25 protein-coding genes are annotated in these 24166 nt (G+C 48.6%); 3 read left to right on the forward strand and 22 right to left on the reverse strand.

What is annotated here, in order from left to right:
• Window positions 1–34 precede the first annotated feature (34 nt).
• Together RT717_RS04745 and nudK are read right to left on the reverse strand one after the other, a co-directional pair.
• A complete protein-coding gene (locus RT717_RS04745; protein WP_317490584.1) occupies window positions 35–574 on the reverse strand; it encodes a DinB family protein in 540 nt (179 codons plus the stop codon).
• A 208-nt stretch (window positions 575–782) separates the two neighbouring features.
• Window positions 783–1364, reverse strand: coding sequence for a GDP-mannose pyrophosphatase NudK (gene nudK, locus RT717_RS04750; protein WP_317490585.1), 582 nt, complete (start codon window positions 1362–1364; stop codon window positions 783–785).
• Window positions 1365–1446: 82 nt separating this feature from the next.
• On the opposite strand from nudK, the gene RT717_RS04755 reads away from it, so the two are divergent.
• Complete coding sequence (locus tag RT717_RS04755) at window positions 1447–2193, forward strand: DeoR/GlpR family DNA-binding transcription regulator (RefSeq protein ID WP_317490586.1); 747 nt, start codon at window positions 1447–1449, stop codon at window positions 2191–2193.
• Between the two features lies 1 nt (window position 2194).
• Here the strand turns inward: RT717_RS04755 and RT717_RS04760 are convergent, their stop codons facing one another.
• The 4 genes from RT717_RS04760 to RT717_RS04775 form a co-directional block, all read right to left on the reverse strand.
• A complete protein-coding gene (locus RT717_RS04760; RefSeq protein ID WP_317490587.1) occupies window positions 2195–3439 on the reverse strand; it encodes an alkaline phosphatase family protein in 1245 nt (414 codons plus the stop codon).
• A gap of 86 nt (window positions 3440–3525) precedes the next feature.
• A complete protein-coding gene (locus tag RT717_RS04765; RefSeq protein WP_317490588.1) occupies window positions 3526–4236 on the reverse strand; it encodes a hypothetical protein in 711 nt (236 codons plus the stop codon).
• A gap of 6 nt (window positions 4237–4242) precedes the next feature.
• A complete protein-coding gene (locus RT717_RS04770; protein ID WP_317490589.1) occupies window positions 4243–5409 on the reverse strand; it encodes a glycoside hydrolase family 5 protein in 1167 nt (388 codons plus the stop codon).
• A gap of 368 nt (window positions 5410–5777) precedes the next feature.
• Window positions 5778–5984, reverse strand: a complete 207-nt coding sequence (locus RT717_RS04775; protein ID WP_317490590.1) for a hypothetical protein — start codon at window positions 5982–5984, stop codon at window positions 5778–5780.
• 117 nt (window positions 5985–6101) lie between these two features.
• Between RT717_RS04775 and RT717_RS04780 the strand changes: the two genes are divergently transcribed.
• Complete coding sequence (locus RT717_RS04780) at window positions 6102–6875, forward strand: ThuA domain-containing protein (RefSeq protein ID WP_317490591.1); 774 nt, start codon at window positions 6102–6104, stop codon at window positions 6873–6875.
• 60 nt (window positions 6876–6935) lie between these two features.
• Here RT717_RS04780 and RT717_RS04785 read toward each other — a convergent pair whose 3' ends face one another.
• From RT717_RS04785 to RT717_RS04800, 4 genes are all read right to left on the reverse strand, one after another.
• A complete protein-coding gene (locus tag RT717_RS04785; RefSeq protein ID WP_317490592.1) occupies window positions 6936–10103 on the reverse strand; it encodes a WD40/YVTN/BNR-like repeat-containing protein in 3168 nt (1055 codons plus the stop codon).
• A 137-nt stretch (window positions 10104–10240) separates the two neighbouring features.
• Entirely contained in the window at window positions 10241–10684 is a 444-nt protein-coding gene (locus tag RT717_RS04790; protein WP_317490593.1) for a hypothetical protein, read from the reverse strand.
• A 72-nt stretch (window positions 10685–10756) separates the two neighbouring features.
• Window positions 10757–11662, reverse strand: coding sequence for a hypothetical protein (locus RT717_RS04795; protein WP_317490594.1), 906 nt, complete (start codon window positions 11660–11662; stop codon window positions 10757–10759).
• Window positions 11663–11711: 49 nt separating this feature from the next.
• Window positions 11712–12149: a MarR family winged helix-turn-helix transcriptional regulator gene (locus tag RT717_RS04800; protein WP_317490595.1), complete on the reverse strand. Its 438-nt coding sequence runs from the start codon at window positions 12147–12149 to the stop codon at window positions 11712–11714.
• A gap of 105 nt (window positions 12150–12254) precedes the next feature.
• Here RT717_RS04800 and RT717_RS04805 point away from each other — a divergent pair, with 105 nt between their 5' ends.
• Window positions 12255–13187, forward strand: a complete 933-nt coding sequence (locus RT717_RS04805) for a glycoside hydrolase family protein (protein ID WP_317490596.1) — start codon at window positions 12255–12257, stop codon at window positions 13185–13187.
• 80 nt (window positions 13188–13267) lie between these two features.
• Here RT717_RS04805 and RT717_RS04810 read toward each other — a convergent pair whose 3' ends face one another.
• The 12 genes from RT717_RS04810 to RT717_RS04865 form a co-directional block, all read right to left on the reverse strand.
• Window positions 13268–14794 (reverse strand): M20/M25/M40 family metallo-hydrolase, encoded by a 1527-nt coding sequence (locus RT717_RS04810; protein ID WP_317490597.1) that lies wholly within the window; start codon window positions 14792–14794, stop codon window positions 13268–13270.
• A gap of 96 nt (window positions 14795–14890) precedes the next feature.
• On the reverse strand, window positions 14891–15589 hold the full coding sequence (gene rpiA / locus RT717_RS04815) for a ribose 5-phosphate isomerase A (protein ID WP_317490598.1): 699 nt from the start codon (window positions 15587–15589) through the stop codon (window positions 14891–14893).
• Between the two features lie 204 nt (window positions 15590–15793).
• Window positions 15794–16483: an SGNH/GDSL hydrolase family protein gene (locus RT717_RS04820; RefSeq protein ID WP_317490599.1), complete on the reverse strand. Its 690-nt coding sequence runs from the start codon at window positions 16481–16483 to the stop codon at window positions 15794–15796.
• A gap of 18 nt (window positions 16484–16501) precedes the next feature.
• The gene (locus RT717_RS04825; protein ID WP_317490600.1) at window positions 16502–19513 is read right to left on the reverse strand and encodes a VPS10 domain-containing protein; all 3012 of its coding nucleotides are present in this window, start codon (window positions 19511–19513) and stop codon (window positions 16502–16504) included.
• 53 nt (window positions 19514–19566) lie between these two features.
• A complete protein-coding gene (locus tag RT717_RS04830; protein WP_317490601.1) occupies window positions 19567–19977 on the reverse strand; it encodes a hypothetical protein in 411 nt (136 codons plus the stop codon).
• 1 nt (window position 19978) lies between these two features.
• A complete protein-coding gene (locus RT717_RS04835; RefSeq protein WP_317490602.1) occupies window positions 19979–20773 on the reverse strand; it encodes an SDR family NAD(P)-dependent oxidoreductase in 795 nt (264 codons plus the stop codon).
• 102 nt (window positions 20774–20875) lie between these two features.
• Window positions 20876–21718, reverse strand: coding sequence for an AraC family transcriptional regulator (locus tag RT717_RS04840; protein WP_317490603.1), 843 nt, complete (start codon window positions 21716–21718; stop codon window positions 20876–20878).
• Between the two features lie 21 nt (window positions 21719–21739).
• A complete protein-coding gene (locus RT717_RS04845) occupies window positions 21740–22168 on the reverse strand; it encodes an SRPBCC family protein (RefSeq protein WP_317490604.1) in 429 nt (142 codons plus the stop codon).
• Between the two features lie 135 nt (window positions 22169–22303).
• Entirely contained in the window at window positions 22304–22654 is a 351-nt protein-coding gene (locus tag RT717_RS04850; RefSeq protein WP_317490605.1) for a type II toxin-antitoxin system PemK/MazF family toxin, read from the reverse strand.
• Window positions 22644–22874, reverse strand: a complete 231-nt coding sequence (locus RT717_RS04855; RefSeq protein WP_317490606.1) for a hypothetical protein — start codon at window positions 22872–22874, stop codon at window positions 22644–22646. The genes RT717_RS04850 and RT717_RS04855 overlap by 11 nt, the downstream gene beginning before the upstream one ends.
• Window positions 22875–23027: 153 nt before the next feature.
• Window positions 23028–23501: a hypothetical protein gene (locus tag RT717_RS04860; RefSeq protein WP_317490607.1), complete on the reverse strand. Its 474-nt coding sequence runs from the start codon at window positions 23499–23501 to the stop codon at window positions 23028–23030.
• A gap of 178 nt (window positions 23502–23679) precedes the next feature.
• Window positions 23680–24153: a hypothetical protein gene (locus RT717_RS04865; protein WP_317490608.1), complete on the reverse strand. Its 474-nt coding sequence runs from the start codon at window positions 24151–24153 to the stop codon at window positions 23680–23682.
• Window positions 24154–24166: the final 13 nt, after the last annotated feature.

Consider the following 24166-nt stretch of genomic DNA (forward strand, 5'->3'; position numbering starts at 1 on the left):
TGATGAACTAAAAAGTGAAGAAAGCGAGAGAATGCTAGAACTCAAAGAAGGGAGGCTCAATTCCTTTCAGCCGTAGGTAGACAATGGCCTCGGCCCTGTGATGGGAAGTGTGGGCAAATGCCCGGAGAAGTAAATCCGTTCCAGTGTGTTCTCTCCAATAGTTTTCATCTATGATGCCCTCTCTATCCAGATCTGATGATGATATTTTTTTGATCACAGAAGTGCAGTAGTCAAAGTTTTCTTCAATGTAGGCCCTGGCTGCCGCTTTTGTGATTTCTTTGGGTTCCGACATGGCTTTCTTCCCCTCGAAGGGAGCAATGTAAAAGGAGTTCCAGAAAGCCATGTGCGTCAGCTGCTTGCCAAAGCCCATCTGTTCGGGAGTCGGAGCAAAGCTGAAATGCTCTTCTGGCATTTTATCAAGCACCTTTAGCGTATAGCCTTTGCTGGTTTCCCAGCGGCGAAGGAAGTCGGATGTGAAATCAGCTGTGTGGCTTCTGCCCCAGCCGGCTACTGGCAAGGCTGTGAGCAGTCCGGCTCCAGCAGCTATTTTGGTGAGAGATTCTTTTCGGTTCATCGTCAAAAGGGATTTACCGAAGATAAGGGTTTTGGGTTAGAGGTCAATTTGTGAATCCGCTGAACACGTTTTGTCATCATTTTTGCTGGGAAAGGCAAAAATGTCGCCAAAACTACCTGCTGCCATTGGTCGGCGTGGGTTGAAGCCCACGCCTGTAATGTGCCGCCCTGATGGAGGCTCTCTGGTGTTGTTCGGTCGAAGCCTGTACCTAGTTTAATCTTTCGCTTAATCGTAAATGCTGTAACAAAATCACCGTCTTAGCGTCTTTGATTTCACTGGTTTTGATCATTTCGAGGGCTTTCGCAAAAGGAACCTCCAGCACATCAATGTCTTCGTGCTCATCCACGCCTCCACCGTCGCTTACTTTTTGTTCTTTGGTGTACCTGGCAATGAAAAAGTACAGGATCTCAGTGACCGACCCAGGACTCATGTAGAGTTCAAATACCTTCTCTGGCTGGCTGATCTTGTAACCCGTTTCTTCCTCTGTTTCCCTGCGAATGCACTCTTCCGGGCTATCTGCATCTAAAAGACCAGCGCACGCTTCGATCATCATTCCTGTCTCGTTGCCATTCACGTAGGTGGGCATGCGAAACTGTTGGGTAAGTATCACTGTTTTTTGTTCGGTGTTATAAAGCAAAATGGTTGCCCCATTTCCTCTGTCATAGCACTCTCTCGACTGGCTAAGCCATTCGCCTGCCTTTCCTTTGATCTGGAAGTCGACCTTGTAAAGCTTGTACCAGTTGCCGGAAAGCAACTCTTTCTTGTCTATCTTAATGTTCGGGTTATTCATATATCAATCAATTATCGATCAAAAGTAATCATAAAACAATCATTTTCAATTATTCTCTTCTATCTTTACAAAAAAGAACTTCATGAGTAGTAAGGCACGGCAAAAAGGAATACTTGAGCAATTGAAGGCGGGAGAGGAGTTGTCGGTGAAGGAACTGGCCGACCTGTTCGAGACCTCGGACATTACCATACGAAGAGACCTGGTAGCTCTTTCCGAAAAGGGACTACTGGTTCGCACCCATGGCGGGGCTATGCTGCCAGAAAGTACGAGTTTCCATCAAAAAGAGTTGAGAAGCAATGCAGCGAAGGCATCCATAGGCAAGCTGGCTGCTTCTTACGTGAAAACTGGAGACGTTGTTTTCATGGATTGCGGCAGCACCGTGTTTCAAATGTGCAAGCATTTAAGGCGGCTTGAAAAGCTAACCATTATCACCAATTCTCTTCCGATAGTGACGGAGCTTTTAGGCCAGCCAGGCTTCACGATCAACCTTGCTGGCGGAGAAATAGATGCCGGAAGGAAAGCAGTGCATGGTAGCATGGCGCTGGAGCATATTGCTCGCTACACAGCCGATAAAGCTTTTGTGGGAGTAGATGGCTTTTCGCTGGCCAACGGCCTGAGTGCCAGCGGCGAGAAGGAGGCTTCCATCACGCTGGCGATGGCACAACGGGCTGTGCAAACCTATCTGCTTTGCGATGCATCAAAACTGGAGAAGGATAGCTATCTGCAATTTGCCAACCACGGCTTGTACCACCACCTGGTCGCTGACAAGGCAGCACCGACGGAGTTGTTGTTATCGTACAAAGCTGCCGGCATATCAGTGATGCAATAGTTTATTCCTGGTAGATTGGTAATAATACCGACAAGTCCCCGTCGATGTTCGCAGGTACTTCGAGGCCAAGTATCCTGGCTGCCAGTGGATAGACGTGAACATTTTCAAATGGAGGGATTGTTATTCCCTTCCGGATATTCGGGCCTTTTGCATAGAAAATAGCCCCCATTTCCGGAGTGACATTAGGATCAAAACCATGCACGCCCCAGGGGGTAGCCATGGAGGCTTTCGAGGTATCTGGTGATCCGTTTCTGAAGTAGTGGCCCTGTTCCATAACCAACAACAGATCACCGATTCTTGAGTGTTTATTATAATGCCATTTTTCCGGTGTTTCTTCCCTCCTGTACACTTTAAAGAAAGTTTCCCTGGCTAGCAAGGTCTGCAAAACATGTTCCCTTGAAGCACTATCATCTTCGTACACATGAACGATTGGTCCGCTATTGGCAAACCTGATACTGTCCTCTGGCGCAAACAGGCTGTCCAGATAAACAAAGGTTTCCGGTGTTTCCTGCATTTCATACATTCCGTGGTCAGATGTTACTATAATGTTGACCGGTAATCCGATGCGGCTTATTTTCTCATCGATGATGCCCAGCAACCGATCCGCTTCCAGCACGGTTTCTTTCAATTTTTCAGAATTAGGGCCGGAATTATGCCCTTCACTATCCACTAGCGAAAAATATAAAGAAATGAACCTGGGTCTTTCGGATTCAGGCAATTGAAGCCATTCCACCACCTTATTGATGCGTGCCTCGTTAGGAACATCACCATCGTATATCTCATAGTAGTCGGGATAAGATCCCGCTACCGGCGCTTCTGAGCCCACCCAAAAATACGAAGCCGACTTCAACCCGTGCTGCTGCGCCAGTTGCCAGAGAGGAAGGCCTCCATAATAAAAAGCGTCCTGGACCAGCTCCCGTTTGCCCATGGTATAAACCACGTTTTGTGTAGAATCATAAAATGTGTTGTCGACCAGACCATGATGGCCCGGATACATGCCGGTGACGATGGTGTAGTGATTAGGGAAGGTTTTGCTGGGGAACGAAGGAATCATGGCCTTGGCCGCTGTTCCTTCCTTGATAAACTCCAGGAAATGGGGAGGCTGGAATGTGTTGACATAATCATGCCGAAAGCCATCGAAGGAGATGAGTAATACATATGACTCTTGCTTTTTGCCAGAGGTGCAGCTTTCAGAAACAACTGCAAGGGCAGCAAACAGTAAAAAAAGGGCAATGCGTTTGGTCATCGTATGGTTGGCTTATCAATGCTTAAAAATAGAGCAAAGGCACCAAAGCAGCGGCGACTTCACAAAAAGATAATGTAAGCAGGGTGTTAAGGCAGGATGTTGTAGGCGGCGGCGAACATGATCACCCTGTTGTTGTAGCTGAGTTCTGGTGGCGCACAGCCTTCGTAGCAAACTGCATCGTCGGCCTGGAATCGATAATAGAACTTTTTCCCCAGGATGACTGATGCCTCCAAAGTGAGCCTCTCGAATACCCTGATGCCTACGCTGGAAATCATTGGGAAAGCAAGGCGTAGCTTGCTGTTGTAGGGTGCCTCCAGGTTCAAGTTCTCAGACTGTTCATTTGGTGACAGATCGTCACGGTGACTCCTTGACGCCTGCTGCACAAAGGATGGCCCGAATCCCCAGCTCACGTAGGGCGTTACCTTAGTATTGAGGATGTCATAAGATATCCGAATAGGGGCGTAAACTCTCGAAACCTTGTAGGTCACTTCTGCTGCGTTGGACGGCGCACCAACAAATGAACTGGAAACGGCCGACTCATTTCTGTAGTGGCTGCCAGATTGAAGAAAGGTAGCTTCCGCCGTACCCCTTAACCGGTAGGGTAATTTGTAACTGGCAAAAATGCCCAGTGCTTTGGCATTGGTTGGAGTGTATGCTGCTTCCGGACTGTCGTCGGAAGGTGTTTTGCCCCAGCCGCTGTACCCCAACCCTCCTTTGAACCCAAAGCTAAAGTCGGACTGCCCGAAGCAAACAATGCTTTGAGCAGTAAATATTGCAAAGAGGATGACGCTTTTCATTCGTTGCTACACGTTCTTTGTCAGTAAGTTAAGCAATTTTCTATCAAGTTTTAGTCCGTACCAGTCTTCGTAGCCAACATCTTCCCTGCCTGAATTGAGGATACCGAAGCTACCTTTAAATTCCCACAGGGCAAAGCCTATTTGGTTGGTGTGCAGAATATCCAACACGTCGCCAAACCAGGCGAGGAGTACATCGTGGGGCGTTTTGTTGAAGCAGCCACATTCGCCGCAGTGCACACCCACGCCCTGGTTTTTCAGTGCAATCCATGGCTCGTAAAATTTCTCGAGCATTTCTCTGCTCAGGAATTGGTCGCCCACCTGGCCGGGCCATTTCACTTCCGGCAGGTTATCAATGTCTTTCATGGCCCAGGGCGCTTTGTAGTGCGACACAATGCCAGGTGTGTAACCCCGACAGCTTTGGGCAATGTCGAGGTCGGCGATTTCGGGAATGACGGTGCTGCCTGTATTGTTCCCGTCTGCAATGATCAGGTGCTTTTTGTTGACGCTTTTGATAGCTTCGGAAGCTGCGATGGCCATTTTGCGGTAGACATCGCCTGGCACCGGCCCTCTTTTGGAGTGCTGGTCGTTCATGTCTTCCCTGTTGCTGGGCTCATTGAGCAGGTCAAAGCTTATTTTCTTTTTCGAGACATTTTTGAACCGGGTGGCCCAAAAGTTCCAGTGAAAGCAGAAGTCGTCAAGTGCTTGCTGATCGGTCCACAAATTGTAAGGCTCATGGAAGCCGGCATTTACACAGTAGCCGGGGCCCCGATGCAGGTTGAGGCTCACATGCAGTTTGTACTTGTGTGCCAGGTACACCAGCTCTTCAATTTTATCGGTCGCCTCAGTATCTATGTTGCGAACTTCTTCCGGCAGTATGTTTCGGCTGCGGTCGAATTTAAGGTAAGAGGGATACGCCATCGGTATTCTCACAAAGTCAAAACCCCAATCGGCCATCCATTTGAAGTATTCTTCTTTGGTGCCCTCACGGCCATTGGCCGGGTTGGGTGAGAAGAAGTCGAGAAGGTTGAAGCCTTTCCATTGGGGTAGTTTGTTTTGTGAAGCAGGGAAAGCTGAAAGGTCGAAAGGCGCATTGGCTGCCAGCAATGCTCCGGCAGCAGCAAGGCTTGATTTTTTCAGGAAATCACGGCGTTGGAGGGAATCGGGGTTGTTCATAGCGGGTGTTTTTTAGCAGTGTTTGACACACTCACTAAATATATCAATTACCCTTATTAAATGCCAAGAGGATATGTTGGACGGCAATTATTACGCCGAAATGCAGTAAGAACTTCATTGGCTACCTCCTACTCTTGATGATCTGATATTTCAGTCACCACAAAAAGATCTCCTTTGAAATGTCCGATTGCTCTGTATTTTTTATTGATCCTGAAATAGTAAATTTCGAGGTGTTTCGGGTGGCATTTTTTGAAAATGGCAGACTGAAGGTCTGCCGTTTTCGAGCAGTAGTTTAGCTTTAATATAGGGTTTAACAAGATTTCTTTCCTGAAGATATTGAAGCACTTTTTCAGACTTCTCTACAACCTTCATCTGATATCGATAAAGTCTTCATCATTCATTGTCTCCACCTCTTCGCAATCTTTTTTTCTTTTTTCTGTTGCATCTTCCTTCGAAAGAGGGAGAAGTTTTCCGATCTGAAAATTTTCAAGGAGGTAGTCCAATAAATCCCCCGGGTCTTCAAAACTTGTTTTCTTCCAGGAGCTATCAGTTTTCTTTATCTTTATAGTGGTCATTCTTGTAGTCTTGTGATTATATCAAAGTAAAAAAAATCATTGAAATAAATTAAGGTGCTGAATTCATTGTTGTATGAGACATTGCGACTTTCTTTCTAACTAACAGTAAAATTGGCCGTGAGAACCGTATTGATTAGCGTAATGCTTAGCTGCTTTTTTTCGGGGTCTCTTGATCTGCTGGCGAGTCAAGGAAGCGATGATACTCAATTCAAGGCCCTGGTGCTCTACGAAAACAGTGGTCACCACCGGGAGTACACCGATGCGGCAGTTCCCTGGCTGAAGCAGCTAGCGGCAGACAACTCTTTGGCGATGGATTTCATTACTTCTACTGATACGATCGACGAAGCTTTTTTGGCCAACTACCAGCTACTTATCCAGCTCGACTATCCGCCCTATGGTTGGAAAGAGGAGGCTGCAGCAGCTTTTGTAGGCTACATTGAAGAGGGCAGGGGTGGCTGGATAGGCTTCCATCATGCTACTTTACTCGGTGAGTTTGACGGTTACCCCATGTGGGACTGGTTTTCAGACTTCATGGGCGGCATCAGGTATCAAAACTACATAGCTACTTTTGCCGAAGCAGACGTTTGGGTCGAAACAAAAGAACATCCGGTGATGAAAGGGTTGCCAGGACGGTTCCGGGTCAAAAAAGAAGAGTGGTATACCTACAACCAAAGCCCCCGGCCTAATGTGAAGGTGCTGGCCTCTGTGGATGAAGCCACATATACACCTGACTCTGAAATCAAAATGGGAGACCATCCTGTGGTGTGGACGAATGAGAAGATGAAAGCAAGAAACGTCTATATTTTCATGGGGCATTCACCTCTCTTATTGGACAACGACGCCTATACCACCATGTTTAGAAACGCTATTTTCTGGGCGGCAGGGAAATGAATAAAAAAACCGGAAAGCTAAGCTCTCCGGTTTTCTTACTATTTCAATTCAAATACTTTGTTACATGCTTGAAGCGTCGCCTTTTTTCAGCATCACGGCTTCTACGCCTTTCTGCTTAGCCTTTTCGTTTAGCTGAGGGATATCGCTGTTCTTGATTTGCTCCCACTTGCTAAGCTGCTCATTGATGGCCGACTCAATTTCTGTTTTCACAGCAATGGTCTGGTCTGTGGGCTTATAGTCGCTGCTATTGGCTACAGAGCTCAGGTGCCCCAGCTTGTTGTTCAGCCTGATGGGGTAGTTCAACGGATCCTGACCACTGCGGTTTTTGGTCTGGTAGAGCTCTTCTTCTACAGCTGTCATCTTCTTGTTGATCTCGTTGATGGACTCAATCAGCTCTTTGTAAGCATCCTCTTTGCCCAGCCTTTCTTTCAGGTCATTCATTTGCACACGGGCAGAGCGAATGTCCTTAATTGTTTGGTGAGTTTCCGTCATTTTGGCGTTTACTCCCTGTATGAAGTCGAACTGAGCCTGGATGTCGGCCACAGTGCCTTCCGTACGTGGGTCTTTCAAAATGGTGAACTCAGTTTCGCTGGTCTTTCCATTGGCGGTAAGCCTGGCTTTGTAGGTGCCCGGCACTGCTTTTGGCCCACTCAAACGAGCCGCCCACATGATCAAGCCATCGAAGCCTTCCGGAGCTGGATATTGCATATTCCAAACAAAGGTGTTGCCACCTTTCTTCACAGTCAGCTTTTCGCCACGCTCTTTCGATACAGTAGAGAACTTCTTGATCAGGTCGCCGTCGGCTTCCATTACTTCCAATGTCACAGTGTCCTTTTCGCCGGGTTCGTTCTTGAGTGAAAAGAAAAACTGTACGCCATTGTGGTGGTTTTTGCCAGCGCCGGAAGGCACACGCCATGCAAAGCCCCCCATGCGGTAACTGTCTATTGGCTTAAACAGGTGCACGTCGGCTGCCGCCACCGTGCTGTTAAGCTGATGCAAAGGTGTTAAATCGTCGATCAACCAGAAGCTTCTTCCCTGGGTTGCAGCAATCAGGTTGTCGTTTTTGATGGTCAAGTCGGTGATTGGCACCGTAGGCAGGTTCAACTGAAATGTGGACCAGCTGGCACCGTCATCAAACGAGATGTACATGCCTGACTCCGTACCTGCATACAGCAAGCCTTTGCGCTTTGGATCGGCCCTCACCACACGGGTGAAGTGTGAGGGGTTGATGCCACTGGTGATTTGCTTCCAGGTTTTGCCGTAGTCTTCTGTCTTGAAAAGGTATGGTTTGAAATCACCTATTTTGTATTGCGTACCAGCCAGGTAAGCCCCACCTTTTGTGAAGGGGTCGGGGTCGATGCTGTTCCACATCACATATTTAGGTGCTGTGGGAGGTGTTACATTTTCCCATGTTTTTCCGGCGTCTTTGGTCACGTGCACCAGCCCGTCGTCAGAGCCTGTCCATATAAGATCCTTTTCAAAAGGCGATTCAACCGCTGTGAAGATAGTGGCATAGTACTCCACCGCTGTGTTGTCTTTGGTGATTGGGCCACCCGCAGGGCCTAACTTTTCTGGTTCAGCTCTGGTGAGGTCAGGGCTGATGGTTTCCCAGCTTTGGCCTTCGTTGTAGCTTACGTGTACCTGGTTGGAGGTCGTGTAAAGCTTGTTACTGTTGTGGGGAGAAAAGAAGATCGGGAAGTTCCACTGAAAACGGAACCTCATGCCTTCAGCACCATGACCCATTGGGTTGTCGGGCCACACGTTGATGTTTCTTTCTTCTGCTGAGGCATGATTAACTCTCGTAAGGTATCCGCCATAGCTACCCCCATACACGATATCATTATTGTCAGGATCAGGTGCAATGTGCGCACTTTCACCACCGGCAGTTTCTTCCCAGTCGCTTTCGGTGATGGCAGGCCCATCCACTCTGTGGCGAATTCTTACAGTTGAATTGTCCTGCTGAGCACCATAGATACGATAAGGAAAACTGTTATCAGTTACAACACGATAAAACTGTGAAGTTGGCTGGTTCATGTAGGTAGACCAGTTGTCGCCGGCGTCGAAGCTCACCTGTGCGCCGCCATCGTCTGCAACGATAATTCTGTTGTGGTCATCGGGCGCTATCCAAAGATCGTGATGGTCGCCATGCGGGGTTTCGTACTCTTCGTAGGTCTTGCCACCGTCTTTCGACTTGTGAAAGTTCACGTTCATTACATAAACGATGTCTTCGTTTTCGGTGTCGGCATATATCTTAGTGTAATACCAGGCACGCTGACGAAGGCTACGGTCGCTGTTGATCAAACTCCAGTTGTCTCCACCATCATCGGAACGGTATACACCACCTTTGTCATTTTCTATGATAGCAAACACTCTGTTGGAATTAACCGGCGACACAGATACGCCGGCGATACCCCAGATGCCAGATGGCAAACCTTTGTTGGTCGAGATGTTTTTCCAGGTGTCACCGCCGTCAGTTGATTTCCAAAGGGCAGAACCTTCCCCACCGCTATCGAAACCATAAGGTGAGCGATTGAATCTCCACGTAGTGGCAAAAAGGACTCTCGGGTTCCCCGGATCCATGGAAATGTCCACGGCACCAGCATCTGCATTTGCAAAAAGCACTTTTTCCCAGCTTTTACCACCGTCTTTAGAGCGGTAAACACCACGGTCTGCTGAAGACTTCCAGATATCGCCCAACACAGCAGCGTATACCAAGTCCGGATTTTTTGGGTGTATTCTTATTCTCGGAATATGTAGTGCATTGGGTAGCCCCATGTCTGTCCAGGTTTTGCCGGCGTCGGTAGATTTCATGATGCCAAACTGGCCGTCAGAAACGTTACCCCTCACCGTACCTTCTCCGCCACCGACGTAAATCACGTTGTTGTCGTATTCACTCACGGCTACTGCGCCAATGGAGCCTCCGAAGAATCCGTCTGAGATATTCTCCCAGCGCTGGCCGCCGTCGGTTGTTTTCCAAACGCCACCGCCGGTTGCACCCATGTAAAAGAGATTGGGCTTATTGGGCACTCCTGTCACTGTTGCGGCTCGGCCACCTCTGAAAGGCCCAATGGAGCGCCATTCTAATGCAGAATACAGTGATTCATCAAATTTGGTAGTTGCCGGAGCAGAGCTGCTTCCTCGTCGCTGGCTAAAAGCGTCGGTGGTGCCCATCAGGACAACCAAAGCCAGCAAAAAACCCTGCCAGGGCATTTTTGGGTTGTAAGTCATTTTCATATACAGTTTTCGATTAATTAATGAACCTTAACAAGTAGTAATTGAGGTCAAATTACACCAAGTGCTATTCAATTAAAATACAGAAAGGAGCAGCGAAAATAATGAAGGATGAACGGTGGCGGGGTTGTTTTCTACTCTTCCGGGTGGATGTTTTTCAGATCAGCAGCAAAGTAATTTTCGTTAGGCACTTTGTTTCCATTGAGCCCATTGAGCATGGCTATTTGCCCCACGTGTGTGGCCATATCGAGGATCGGCCCTTGCAGTAACTTTTTCACAAGAGAAGGATCCAGCTCTTTTGCTTCCAGCACCCGGCTAAGGGCAGTTAAGCTGTCATTGAATCGGGCAACCTCTTTTGTAAAAGTGAGTGAGGGCGGAGCAGGGCTGTTAAAATGGCCTTCTTCTACCATCATTGTTGCCTTCAAAGCCAAATCCGTCATATGGTTGATGATTTCATTGGGTGTTCGGGTATGAGCACTGACTTTGTACTCCCCAAAGCCATCCGAAGTCTGGGCGATGGCCTTTGTCAGCCGGTACCTGATCGCAGCCACTGTATGCCTTAATAATTCATTGTTCATACTGCAAAGATGGGATGCAAGAGAAGCAATTTAGGGCTAATTCTTAAAACGTCGATTCATTTTATGGTTTTGTCAAGCCAACGGTTCAACAGCTTTCTTTGGCGAAGTGCTGGTAAAGAGCCACGCCATCACCATGCCAAGTACTACTCCTGAAAGAGAGGTTTCCAGAAGATGGGCCAGCCTCACAGGTTCGGGCATGATAGGGTTGGGGAGCAGTAGTTGACCGCAACCAACAATGCTAAGCAGAAGCGCAAGTACTATACCTTTCCCCACCCATTTACCCTTGATAGAGCGAAACACAAGAAGAGCAATGAGTGTCCACAGTATACCTCTCAGCACCTGAAAAGAATACAGATGTGAAGCGATATTCTCTTTCATCATGAACAGGAAGGAGGCTTTTTCGCTGCTGCCCGAATAGTAAATGCGAACTTCTTCAAACTGCCAGGCAATGAAGTAGCCGGCCAGAAAGTAGATCAAAGGCCAGATGACTATTGCCATCAGTGCTGTCATTGTTAAGGTATTGGAAAAAGGCATCATCTCACCTTTTGACGCTAGTTGTTCCTCTTTTTTGAAGTTTCCTGTTGTCCATACCGCAAGAACGGAAAACAGCGTGGAGGAGATTGCACCTCCTGCCACCAATGCCCAAATGCTGTTCAGTTCCATCTTGAGGCTGTCGTTGAACCAAAGTGTTTCGATTTGTGACATAAAATACTGAATGCTGAAAAACACAAGGGCAAGGGTAAACACCAGGTGCCAGCCCCAGCGGTGCGTTCGGTGAATAAAGTACATAATAGCGGCCGTATTAAGGCCACAAATGAGTAACATGATTGGCAGTCCATCATCTCCCGACCCGTTTGACGCCTTCATCAGATCACTGGGAAAGAGGATATTGCCAATGATTAAACCTACGATCCAGAGCACAAGCATTAGCATTGATAAGGCTATCCAAATGGCAGTGGTTTTAATAGAGCTTTTCATGTATGGAAACTTAAATAGTGGGTAATACAACCAATTGACTGAAAGAAAATCATTCAAAGTTTTTTGTTATTTGTTTTAACACCGACAAACTCACGGCTACGTCTTTTGCCGACAGTCGCTGCATGGTTTGTACATAGACCTTACCCGAAGTAGCTACCATTTCCGTCTGCAATTCTTTTCCTTTTTTTGTCAGGTAAATGAGGTTGTTCCGCTTGTCGAGCTGATCTGGTATTTTAATAATCAGATTCCTGTTGATCATATTGCTAATAATTCGGGCAATGGTTGTCTTGTCTCTCCTCAACTCGTTGGCGATGTCCTGCTGATTGATGCCTTCCTTGTACCATAGCAGGGCCAGTATTGAAAACTGCTCAGGCGTAACATCGAACCCACCTTCCTCGAAAGCTATTGTAAGCCTCTTATGTAGCAGCTTCGCCACTTCACTGATCTGAAATAGTAGATTTTCTTCCAGCGAATTGGGCGTCTTCATATTAGTTGTATATGCATCTAATGTAAAAGTAGGAAAAAGAAGTTTCTCGATCAATTATTCTAATTCATTCATAAAAAGTTAAATTCCTTGCTCATAGTGAAAAAGATGAAAACATATCAGCCATTAATAGCTATTGCCTGCACGTTTTTGCTGAGTTGTGGCGGCTCAAATAGGCAACCAACAGAAGCCAACCAAAAGGAGGAGTCGCTTGAATTCCCAGCCGAACTGATCGATTTCAGTGACTACCCTGACAATCCGATTTTTAGCGGCACTGGCCAGAATACCTGGGATGAGCACATCAGGGAACGGGGTTATATACTGAAGGAGGATAGCATCTATAAAATGTGGTATACAGGCTTTCAGACTGAGAACAAGACATTGTCGCTTGGGTACGCCACTTCTGCTGACGGAATCAATTGGGATCGCTATCCTGGCAATCCTGTATTTGATGGGAGCTGGACAGAAGACATGATGGTGATAAAAGTGGACGGTGTGTACCAGATGTTTGCTGAAGGCAGGGGGGATATAGCCCATCGTCTTTCTTCGTCGGATGGTATTCGTTGGACGGATCATGGCTCGCTGGATATTCGGCAAGTGAATGGAGAGCCACTTAGCGAGGGGCCTTACGGCACGCCTACCGTTTGGCGTGAGAATGATGTGTGGCACCTATTTTACGAACGCAACGATTTGGGTATCTGGCTGGCTACTTCCAAAGACCTTCAGGTTTGGACCAATGTGCCGGACGAGCCCGTTATAGAAATGGGGCCTGAGGTATATGATAAGTATGGCTTAGCGGTTAATCAGATTGTCAAGTACAACGGAACGTATTATGCCTACTACCACGGCACTGCCTTTGAAGACTGGCACGAGTGGTCAACCAACGTGGCGGCATCTAAGGACCTGGTGCACTGGACGAAGTATGCGGGCAATCCCATTATGGGGGAGAACCGATCCAGCGGTATACTGGTGCCGGATGGTTCAAAGTTTCGGCTGTATACTATGCACGACAAGGTGGAGGTGTTTTTTCCTAAGGATTAAAGAGGTTGGTATCTGATTAAAGAGGTTACTCTGTGCAGAAGCGCAGAAAGTAACCTCTTTAATCTCTGACCTCTTTAATTTTAAAGCTCCATTGTTAAAATCGCCATGCACATTTTGATTCCCTGACTGATGTTGCCTATGCGGATGTTCTCATTGGGGTTGTGCTGGTTGTTGTCCATGTTCACCATGGGCACAATAATGGCAGGAATGCCTAGCGTATTGATGGCAGGAATGATAGGCACGGTGCCGCCCATGGTGCGTATGCTTACCGGAGGGGTGCCGAATTCTTTTGCAATAGCTGCCCGGAGCTTTTGACCGATGGGAGCCTCCATGTCGGTTCTGAAGGCATTGACAAAGCCGTTGGTTTTGAAAGTGGCTATTTTTTGGTTCGTGAGCCGTTCTTCGTCTGTCGGCGCTCTATCCAGCACGAGGAACCCTTGCTTTTCAATATGCTTTCTGATCTTTTCAAGCTGCTCACCGCCGTCAGTTTCTGCCACCAGGCGTACATCGATATAAGCGGTCACTTGTTCAGGGATGATTGTTTTTAGCCCAGGGCCTTTCCACGAGGTGTCGATGTGGCGGACGTTGAGAGACGGGTATTGCAGTGCCTCCTGATAATTATTCCCCACTTTTTCAGCTTCGTGTATGACCAATCCTTTTCGGATGTCTTCATTGTCGTCGGGTACCTGACTGAGGAGTGCGGTTACGGTTGGCGTCATTTCTATGCCGTCGTAATAACCATCGACCAGCACCCGGCCGTTTTCGTCTTTCATGCTGGCGAGCAAATGCGACAAGGTGAAAATAGGGTTGGGTACATAGTTGCCATAGTGGCCGCTGTGCTGAGGCAGTTTGGCACCATAAGTAGTGATACTGCAAGTAGCATTACCCCGGCAGCCAAAAGTGAGTGTGGGTTGATTGGTGGGGTGGGCGGGCCCATCCATGATGATCATGTAGTCGGCGGCGTAGTCAGCCTTGTACTGGTCGAGGGTGGAAAGAAAGGCTTCGGAGCCCGCTTCTTCCTGTGGGTCGAAGATGATTTTGATGTTGACCCCCAGTTTGATTTTGGCCTTGTCGAGCAGCTCAACCGCAGTCAGCATCATCATGATCGGTGCTTTGTCGTCGGCTGCGGCCCGGCCGAAGATGCGCCACTCGGGGTCAATGGCACCATCGAGGTTTTTCCAATCGATAGTCGACCAGTTGCCCTGACTATCCAACTGTTTCAAAACCGGCGTAAAAGGATCTTCCTGGTCCCAGTTGGCGGCGTTGACGGGTTGCCCGTCGATGTGCAGGTAAAAGAGAATTGTCTTCGCTTTTTTGCTAACCGTTCGTTCTGCCAGCATGAGGGGCAGGGTGGAGGACTCCAGCATTTTCACTGTGAACTTCTGCTGTTCCAGTTCTTTTTTGACCCACTCATAGTTTTTCATGATGCCGTCACTGTCTGAGGCAACATTAGGCAGGCTAACGAACTCCCGGTGTTTTTTGAGGGTTGCCGGGAGCACTTCGGTGATAGCAGCGTCTATGCCTTTTTGGGCGGCCAGCTGAAAGTTTGCTGCGATGAGCAGGCATGCGCAAAATGCGGAGATAGCTGGAAAGCGGGATTTAGTCATGGGTTAGAAAGGGTCGGTTTCGGAAATTGAGCGTGTAAATTGGCGCTTTTTGTTCAAACACCCACTACTTTGATGGTCAACGGTTAACTATTGCTGTCAGGAAGAGACTACCTCAATATTGTATCCCATAAAAAGCCCGTTGTCCAGCACCCCGGGTATCAATTTGATCATCTTCTCAAGCCCTTCTCCAATATCGTTGAAGCGTACGTCCAAAATGAAGTTTCCGTTTTCGGTGATGACGGGCCCGTCTTTGCCGCCAGCCATCCTCAGTTGTATACTAACAGCCCCCAACGTTAGCAGGCTGCTTTCGACGCTGCTTAGTGCAAATGGAATCACTTCCACCGGCACCGGAAATTTCTCACCAAGCTTTTTCACCAATTTGGAGGAATCTGCAAGGATGAAAGTTTTGGGTGAAGCAGCCATGATGAGCTTTTCTTTGAACATGGCTCCGCCTCTGCCTTTAATGAGGTTGCTCTTTGGGTCAATCTCATCGGCCCCGTCGAAGCACCAATCGGGCCGGGCGGTGTTGAAAGAAACAGTAGGGATTTGCTGTTGAGTGCAGGTGAGTTCTACCTCATGGGAGGTGGGGATGGCCTTGATCTGAAGGCCCTCGGTGGCCACTCGTTTTCCTATTTCGAGGATAGTGAGGTAGCTGCTGGAGCCGGAGCCAAAGCCTATGGTTTCGCCGTTTTTAGCTTTGGCAGCCACCATTGCCGCCAGGCTAAGCTTCGCCTCACGGTTATTCATGTTGGCACCGAAGTTCAGGTTGTTGATCAGTTTGCTTTTCCAGTCCATTCTATCTTTTTTATGTGTCGTACCTACGGCACTTGTCATGCGCCAGAGACCATGTCCTTACCGATATGCCGTCCCTATGGGACTGGACTGGTGCCTGAGCTCTCTGACCGATGTGCCGTCCCGATGGGACTTACTGTGACAACGGCAAATGCCATAGAAGAGCGCTTTCAAAACAACCCAGGCCTGGTACGGTTGATGGTGCCACTACTTACTCTTCAAGGCCTTAGCAATCGCCGCCTCTGCCAGCGGTTCCATCACGTTGTACCCTGCTTTCGTAGGATGCACGCCATCCCCGGCCAGTTCTTTAGGCAGCCCGTCTCTGTCGTCGGCCATGGCTGAAAAGTAGTCGACATACACGATCTTGTTTTTGTCGGCATAGGCCTTGATCATTTTGTTGAGGGCCACGATTTTGGGCGCTGGTTCCATGCCTGGCTTCCACGGGTAGTCATAGGCCGGAAGCGTGGAAGAGAGCACTACTTTAATGCCATTAGCTCTCGCCAGTTCGGCCATGGAGTATATATTGTCGGCAATCATTTCAAGGGTGGAAGGGCCGGTGTTGCCTGCGATGTCGTTGGTGCCTGCGAGGATGACCACCACAGCCGGCTTCAGATTGATGACGTCTGCCCGGAAACGCACCAGCATCTGAGGAGTTGTTTGCCCGCTGATGCCTCTGTTGATGTAGGGCTTGCCTTCGAAAAATTCAGGATTTACCCGGCTCCAGCCTTCCGTAATGGAGTTGCCCATGAACACAACCCTGTTTTCCCCTTTGGCCGGTGGTGCCAGGGCCGCATTTTGTTCACGGTATTTGGCAAAGTTGGGCCAGTCCTGGGCGAAAAGAGGATTCGTGGCGACTAAAGAAAATATTAGTACAGCGATAAGTTGAGATTTTTTCATTTGTACAGGCGTGTTTTGCTATTTGATCTTATTTTTTTTCTTAAATGCTGCCCAGTCGGCTGCCTGTTTGGCTACCACTTCAACATACTGTTTTACTGCTTTTGCCGTCGAAGTAGTGGGCGTCATATCATTTTCCTGAAGGATCGACATCAACCTGCTGAGCCTTCTGTCGGCTCCCATCAGCTCCCGCTGCATTTGGCTTGCCGCAGCTGCCTGCGATTTGCTTTTTCCCTTGCCAGCTTCCAGGTTTTTACTCACCTTTTCCATTTCATCGAGAAGAGCGAGACTCTTTTTCCTCGTTTCGTAGCAGGCCATCGAAAGGAAGAACTGCTTTTGCAGATCCACCTTAGAAGTTTTCACCCTGGGGTCCATTTTGATGGTAATTGGCTGACTGTACGATTTGCCGTCCACTGTTAGTTTCACGTTGTAAGTATCGGGCAGCACAAAAGGCCCGTCAGGTTCTGGCGCTGAGTTCTGATAGATGGCAGCGATGGAAAAGGAACCTGGTGTTTCAAGTTGAGTATAATGCATGTCCCATTCAAAACGGTTGAGCCCTGCCTTGCCGGAAAGGATTTTCTGAGGTCTCAGCCAGTAATGAGGGAAGTTCACCGGGGGCACCTCATAGGGCTTGTCGCTGCTGCTGTATTTTTTTACCAGCGTGCCATTCAGGTCAAAGACCTCCAGCGACACTTCTGATGCGTCGCCAGGCAAATAGTAGTTGATGATGGCACCGTCAGGTGGGTTTTGACCAGCGGGCTCCTCTTGGGGCAGCGGTGTGTCGGTATTCATGTTCCAGCGCACCCGGTAGGTGTCCTGGGGTTTGAACAGCACCGGCTGGGTTACAGCGGTAGTTGTCAACTGTCGCAGGGGAGTAATGTCGTCCAGTATCCAGAACGAGCGCCCGTGCGTGCCCACCACCACATCGTCGTCTTTGATGACAAGGTCACGAATGGAGGTGGCTGGCATGTTGAGGCGCAATGGCTGCCAGTTGGCACCGTCGTCGAACGACACATGCACCTGCGTTTCCGATCCAGCGTATAGTAAACCCTTTCTGATGGGATCTTCTCTTACCACATTGATGGGGTCGTTGGGCAAGCCTTTTACGATCTCCGTCCACGTTTTGCCGCTGTCGTGTGTTTTGAAAATATGGGGCTGCATGTCGTCGTTGCGAATGCTGTTGATGGCAGCGTAGGCTGTTTCCTTGTCGAAGTGGCCTGCGTCCATCAATGAAACCTTATCCCACGAAGTGACCTGAGGAGGCGTAACGTCTGCCCATGTTTTGCCGCCGTCTTTGGTTACGTGAATCAGCCCATCGTCGGTGCCTGCCCAAATTATCTCACCATCTACATGCGACGGGGCCAGTGTGTAGATCACACCCCGGCGGGGCATGGTTTTCATGCTTTCGTCGGTGTAAATGCCTACACTTTCCGGAATGTCCCAGGTGGCCCTTGTCAGATCGGGACTGATCACGTCCCAGCTGTCGCCACCGTTTTGGGTTTTGAACACTACATTGGCTGCAGAGTACAGTGTTCTTGGATCTGTAGGGGCAAAGAGAATAGGCATGGTACGGATGTAGCGATAGCCACCATCCCGCACAGGATCTGGCGACACATTTTGCACCTGCCCGGTCTTTTTGTTGTATTTGCTTACCCGGCCGCCGTAAATGATGTTGGGATCAAGGGGATCGGCTGCCACGTAGCCATATTCTTCCACGCCCACGGGATGCCATTCCCTGAAAGTGATCTGGCCATCGTTGCCACGGCTGGCAATGCCCACCGAACCACTTTCCTGCTGACCACCGTACACATTGTAAGGAAAGTCGTTGTCGGTGCTGACATGGTAAAACTGTGCCGTAGGCTGATTGTACCAGCTGCTGAAAGTTTCTCCGCCGTTCACAGTGATAATTGCTCCCTGATCGGCTGCGATCAGGATGATGTCATGATTGATGGGGTTGATCCAAATGCGGTGGTAGTCGTCGCCACCCGGGGCTCCACGAAAGGCAGAAAAAGTTTTGCCGCCATCCACAGACTTCCATGTTACCACGTTAGCTGAATAGAGAATGTCGGGATTGGTGGGATCGACCTGGATTTCTGCGAAGTCATCTCCACGGCCCCATGGTCTTGGATCGTTGTTGATCAGGTACCACGATTCGCCTGCATCATCGGAACGGAAGATGCCACCTACGTCTGGAGCGTTCACACTGGCGTAGAGCCTTTTGTTGTCGCTCGGTGCTACCGAAATACCGATACGGCCAAGTCCTTGTTCATAAGTTGGCAAGCCTTTGGCCAGCTTTTTCCAGGTGTTGCCACCGTCGGTTGACTTGTAAAGCCCGCTGTTGGGGCCCTGCCAGGCAGCATTTTCCCATGGGCCCTGACGAGCCTGCCACATGGAGGCGTAGACTGTATTTGGATCTTGTGGGTCAATCAGCACCTGAATGGCACCTGTGTTTTCGTCCATGTACAGCACCCTGTCCCATGTAGTGCCGCCGTCTAGCGTGCGGTACACGCCACGCACCTCGTTGGGGCCGTAGGGGTGACCGAGCACTGCTGCAAACACCCTGTTTTCATTTTTCGGATCAATATCGATTCGCCCTATCTGCTGACCGTCTTCCAGTCCGAGGTGTTTCCACGTCTTGCCGCCATCGGTTGTTTTATACATGCCATTGCCTACGGAAAGGTCGGGGCGTTGCAAGCCCTCGCCAGATGCTACATATAGCACATTGGGGTTGGACGGTGAAACGGCAATGTCACCAACAGAGCCTGTTGGCTGGTCATCGAAAATCGGTACCCAGGTGCGGCCGTAGTCTGTAGTTTTCCACACTCCGCCGTTATTGACGCCGATGTAGAACACGTTTGGTTGCTGAGGCACGCCCACAGCGCCTACAGTGCGCCCACCCCGGTGCGGGCCTATCATGCGCCACTTCATGTCACCGAATTTTTCAGGCTGATAAACTTGTGCGGACAGCTGAAAACTCAGCAGACAAAATACTCCCAGCAAAAGGGCTACTATTGGTTTCGATTGGTTTGACATGGCAGATTCGTTTGGTGTCGGAATCTACCAAAAAAGTTGAAAGTGTGGCAGCCTTAGTTGTTAAATGGCTTAGATCGGTATATCTGAATCATATTCAACAGCGTGTAGGCGAGCACCACCAACGGAATGAAGGGAGGCTTTATCTTCAGCGGGAGCACATCGGCAGGTACATCGGGAAGAAGGTGAACATAGCATGCCACTATCATCATAATGCCTAGTGAGCCATGGCCCACTAGCAGTGATACCTTTTTTGAGGCAGCAGAAAATGACAGGAGCCATGGCATGAGCAACAACAAGCCGGTGACTATTTCACCGACAATACCCATGGGATAGGCAACAGAGGGCATTCCGGAAGTTTCTATTTGCGTGGCATACCATGTTTGAAAGGGATCGATAAACTTCAGCAGGCCAAAGGCGAGGCTCATTGATCCGAGAAGGATGGAATTGGTTCTGATGGTTTTCATGCTAGTCGATATTGTTGTTCTTTTTAAACACTTTGGCCATCATTGCCCGTGAAAATGATGCCGGCACCACGGTGTTCATCATTCTGTACTTCAGGCCAGGCAACACCGAAGGCCGATTTTTCCTCAATCCCTCGAGTGCCTCACTTACGCATTGCTGCACCGACAGCGGTTTCATGGGCAGGTTGTCTTTTGTGAAGCCAAGCAACGGCAGCACCGGTGTTTCTGTAGGGCTGGTCACCAGCACAGTGATGTGGATGCCAGTGGCCTTCAGCTCCGTGTTAAGGGCTTTGGCGAGGGCCTGCACCATCGCCTTAGTGCCCGACTCATTGGCCATGTAGGGAAGTCCATCAATGGCACCCATGGCTCCCGTGAGCAGAATCCCGCCTTTGCCTGCAGCCGCCATTTTCCGACCAAAATGGTGGGTCAATGCGATGTGGGAAAGCGCATTCAGTTGAATGGTGGCCATAAGGTGATCAAGACCAAATTTGAGGAACTTCCCGGGCTTGCCGGTTCCGGCGTTTGATATCAGCAAACCGACGTTTAGACCATCGGTGCCTTCAATCACTTTTTCAACACCAGCCGTCGTGGAAAGATCAGCCTCAATTACTTGATAGTTGATGTGGTGTTTTTGCTTTAGCTCCTGTCCCAGGTGCTCTAGCAACTCTTTTCTTCTCGCTACCAGCACCAGGTCAAATCCGCCGGCTGCAAGCTGCCGGGCAAACTCCTCACCGATACCGGCCGAGGCGCCTGTGATAAGGGCCCACGGGCCGAACTTTGCTTTGTCTATCTTCTTCATGCTTACTGTGAATTATCATATCCACAGCAAAAGTCAGGACTCTGCACTTGTTTGCTTTGCACAAAAAAGTCAATGAGTTGACTATTCCGGTCGGGATGGTGATTACGCTTTCGTTGAGTTCCGATAATCGGACGGGGACAATCGAAAGGATGCTTTGAAAGTCCTGGAAAAGTGTGAGACATCGCTGAAGCCTGTTTGAAAGGCGATTTCGCCCACACTCAAGTCACTTACGCCGAGCAGTTCCTTTGCCCGCTCCAGCCGTTTGGTGCGGATGTAGTTGGCCGGACTTTGTTGGAAGCTGGCCTGAAATGAACGCTGGAAAGTGGACACGCTCATACTGGCAAGCCTGGCAAGGTCTTCCAGCGATAGGCCCGAAAAAAGGTGATTGTTGACGACGTCTCTGAGGTTGACCTGTCGGGGGGTGAAAAGGTCGGAAAACAGCTGAAGCACCGAGTCGGCATTTTTAGTCTGTATCAGCAGCAGCACCAGCTCCTTTACTTTGAGTTCAAGCAGCTCATCGCTGACCAGGGAAGGGTTGTCGAAGTAGAAGTAAAGGTTTTCAATAAACTTCCCAATCAGCTGGTCAGGAATTACCTTTCTGAAAAACGAATTTGATTCCGAAGCCTTAACAAAAGACGGAATCTCATACTTATAAACGCTTCGGAGGATATCAGGATAAAGGTGCACAACAAGAATCTCGTATGTGTTGGAAGCTCCATACTTAAGCAAATCAGCAAAGTGGCTGCCGCACTTCAGCAGCACGGAGTCTTCCGGCTCCACAGGTAGCTGACCGGAGGGAGAATTGATCCTCGCTTCACCAGCGGAAAAATGGATAAAACAGGCTTCTTCGTGGAAGTCAACAGCAAATCGAAAAGGGGCCTGAATGACCACCTTTTCGATCAGACATTTGTTGCGATAGTCAAACTTTTCGTGACTGATGACCATCGTTATAGTTTAGCCCATGGCTTAAACACTTTCTGTGTGCTTCTTAAAGTTGTCAAGAATAGCCTGCCAGCCCCCTCTCTGCATTTCGATCGGGTTTTCTTTTTCAGGGTCAAAGGTTTCTATCACTTTGGTTTTATTGCCATCGGCAGTGAAAACAATGCTGACCTTGCGGCCGTCTTCCATGGTGTAGGCTATGCTTTCATGCGTTTTTACCTCGTCGTATATTCCGCCGAAGTCGAAGCTGAAGCTGCCGTCCCTGGCGGCCATCGTAGTTTTGAATTTGCCCCCGGTCTTTGGGTCGTTTTCGGCAAAGGGGGCATGCCAGTCGTCGGAGGCATGGCACCATTGGGTGATGTGCTCAGGCTCGTTCCAGCAGGCCCAAACTTTTTCAATAGGAGCATTGACAACGGCTTCTATGGTGATAGGTGCAAGGGTTTTGTTATCGCTCATGACTTTTGTGTTTAAGTGAATGAATGATACAAATTTAGGCCATAGCTTCAAAGTGGAAGCTTGCTTAAACCGGCAAATTGGAGGGTGGATTGCGGCAGAAATCAAAATACTGAAGGAATATTAATTTGGAGAAAACTAGCCCCCTATATCAAGAACTATCTGCAAGTTTTTTTTAATCTCATTGATAACGCTTCCTGACAGGGTACCTAGTTTTTGCGTGAGCCTGTTATTATCAATAGCTCTTACTTGATCTATCATTACGTCGCTGTTTTTTTTGAGACCCGCATCGCCCTCTCTAAGGTGGACTCGTAGTATGTTTGCCTTTGGGCTAACTTGGCTGGTAATTGGGCATATGATAGTTGAAGGATGAGATAACTTGTTCAGCAAATTGGTTTGAACAACAAGAACCGGCCTGGTTTTACCGGCTTCAGTACCCATTCGTGGATTTAAGTCAGCCAGCCAAATTTCAAACTGATTAATCTCCATCTTCCAAATCTTCAAATTCCTTAAGTACCTTCATTGAGTTTTCCCTGACCAGAAAGGATTCTTTCGTAAGTGCTTTTTCAATAAGCAATCTCTTTTGAATGTGGTTGTAGTGATCTATTGCCTCATTGATGTAACGATTTCTGGGCAGCTTCAATTCGGATAGGATTTTCTCTGTTTCCATAGAGATGTCATCATCAATTTTTAGTGAAACTGTCTTCATCTGGATTTTATTTGGTGTAGTAAAGCAAAGTCGGTTCTCTAGGTTTAGAAAGTCCCCCCTCTGGCATAAGCGGACGCTTGCGCTAGTTTGTATGACAAAAGTATATCATTTTAGTATATTAATTAAATATACCATAAAAGAGTTCAAGCCAGCTTACTCAATCACCACCATCTTCTTTTTGCCCTTTATTTTGAACTTTTCCCTGATGAATAGTCGGCCAATCAATCCTGCGCCAATCAGTGAGCCGCTGATGATCATGGTGTTTTTGTCGAACCGGCCTGTGTTGATCACATCGAGGGCCAGGTAACCAGCCCCGGCAATCATGGTAAGCTTCACAAACTTGTAGCCGAAGGCAAACCAGGCCCTGGTTTTCTGATCAGTATAAAGCACCTCAAAATCGTTGGGGTGCACCTCATAGCCATCGAACAGCACCAGGCCATCCCTGAAGCCTTTGATTTGGTCGGTTACTTTGAAGTCGTTGTCTTTGATGCGAAAAGCAATGACTTCGCCAGCAAAATACTGAGCCTCACGAGTATTGCTTTTATGGAACAGCAGGTAAGGCTGCTGAGCCCGGAGTGGGAAGCACAGGAGAGTAACGAGGGAGAGCAGTAGCAGAGTTTTCGGCATAGTTGGCAATGTAGCAAGAGATATTTATTGAAATGGTATTTCGACCCACTTGCCACCCATCGAAAGGACATTATCCTCCGGAGGCAGCCTTGTTGGTGTTTTATCGCTGACCCTGCGGGCACGATTCCCACCAGGGCCAATACTATTTTCAGAAAGTGAGTGGAAGTGCCGGTGAATATCAGGCAATGACCACCAACTTCATTTTTCCCTTGATTTTAAAGACCCTTCTGAAGATGACATGACTTAAAACGCCGGCAGCAATCAGAGAGCTGCCCAGGATGATCGTGTTTCTGTCGGTTTCATAATTGTTCAGCAAATCGAGCCCCAGATAGGCAGCGCCGGCAATAGAGCAGAGCCTCGACAGCTTGAACCGCAGGGCAAACCAGATAATGGTTTTGTCGTCCATATATAGGTGGGTGACGTCCTTTGGGTCGACTTCATAACCATCGAAGAGTATCAGGCCGTCTTTAAAGCCTTTGATCTGGTCGGTTACCTTGAAATCGTTGTCTTTGATGCGAAAGGCGATCACTTCTCCTGCATAATACTTCGCTTCCCTTATCCTGCTTTTATGAAACAACAGAAATGGCTGCTGGGCAAGGCATTCTGACGCAATGACAAATATAAAAAGCAGGGCAAGCAGGTGTTTGACCATGAGCCAAGACAAG

The organism is Imperialibacter roseus (assembly GCF_032999765.1).
GTDB lineage: Bacteria > Bacteroidota > Bacteroidia > Cytophagales > Cyclobacteriaceae > Imperialibacter > Imperialibacter roseus.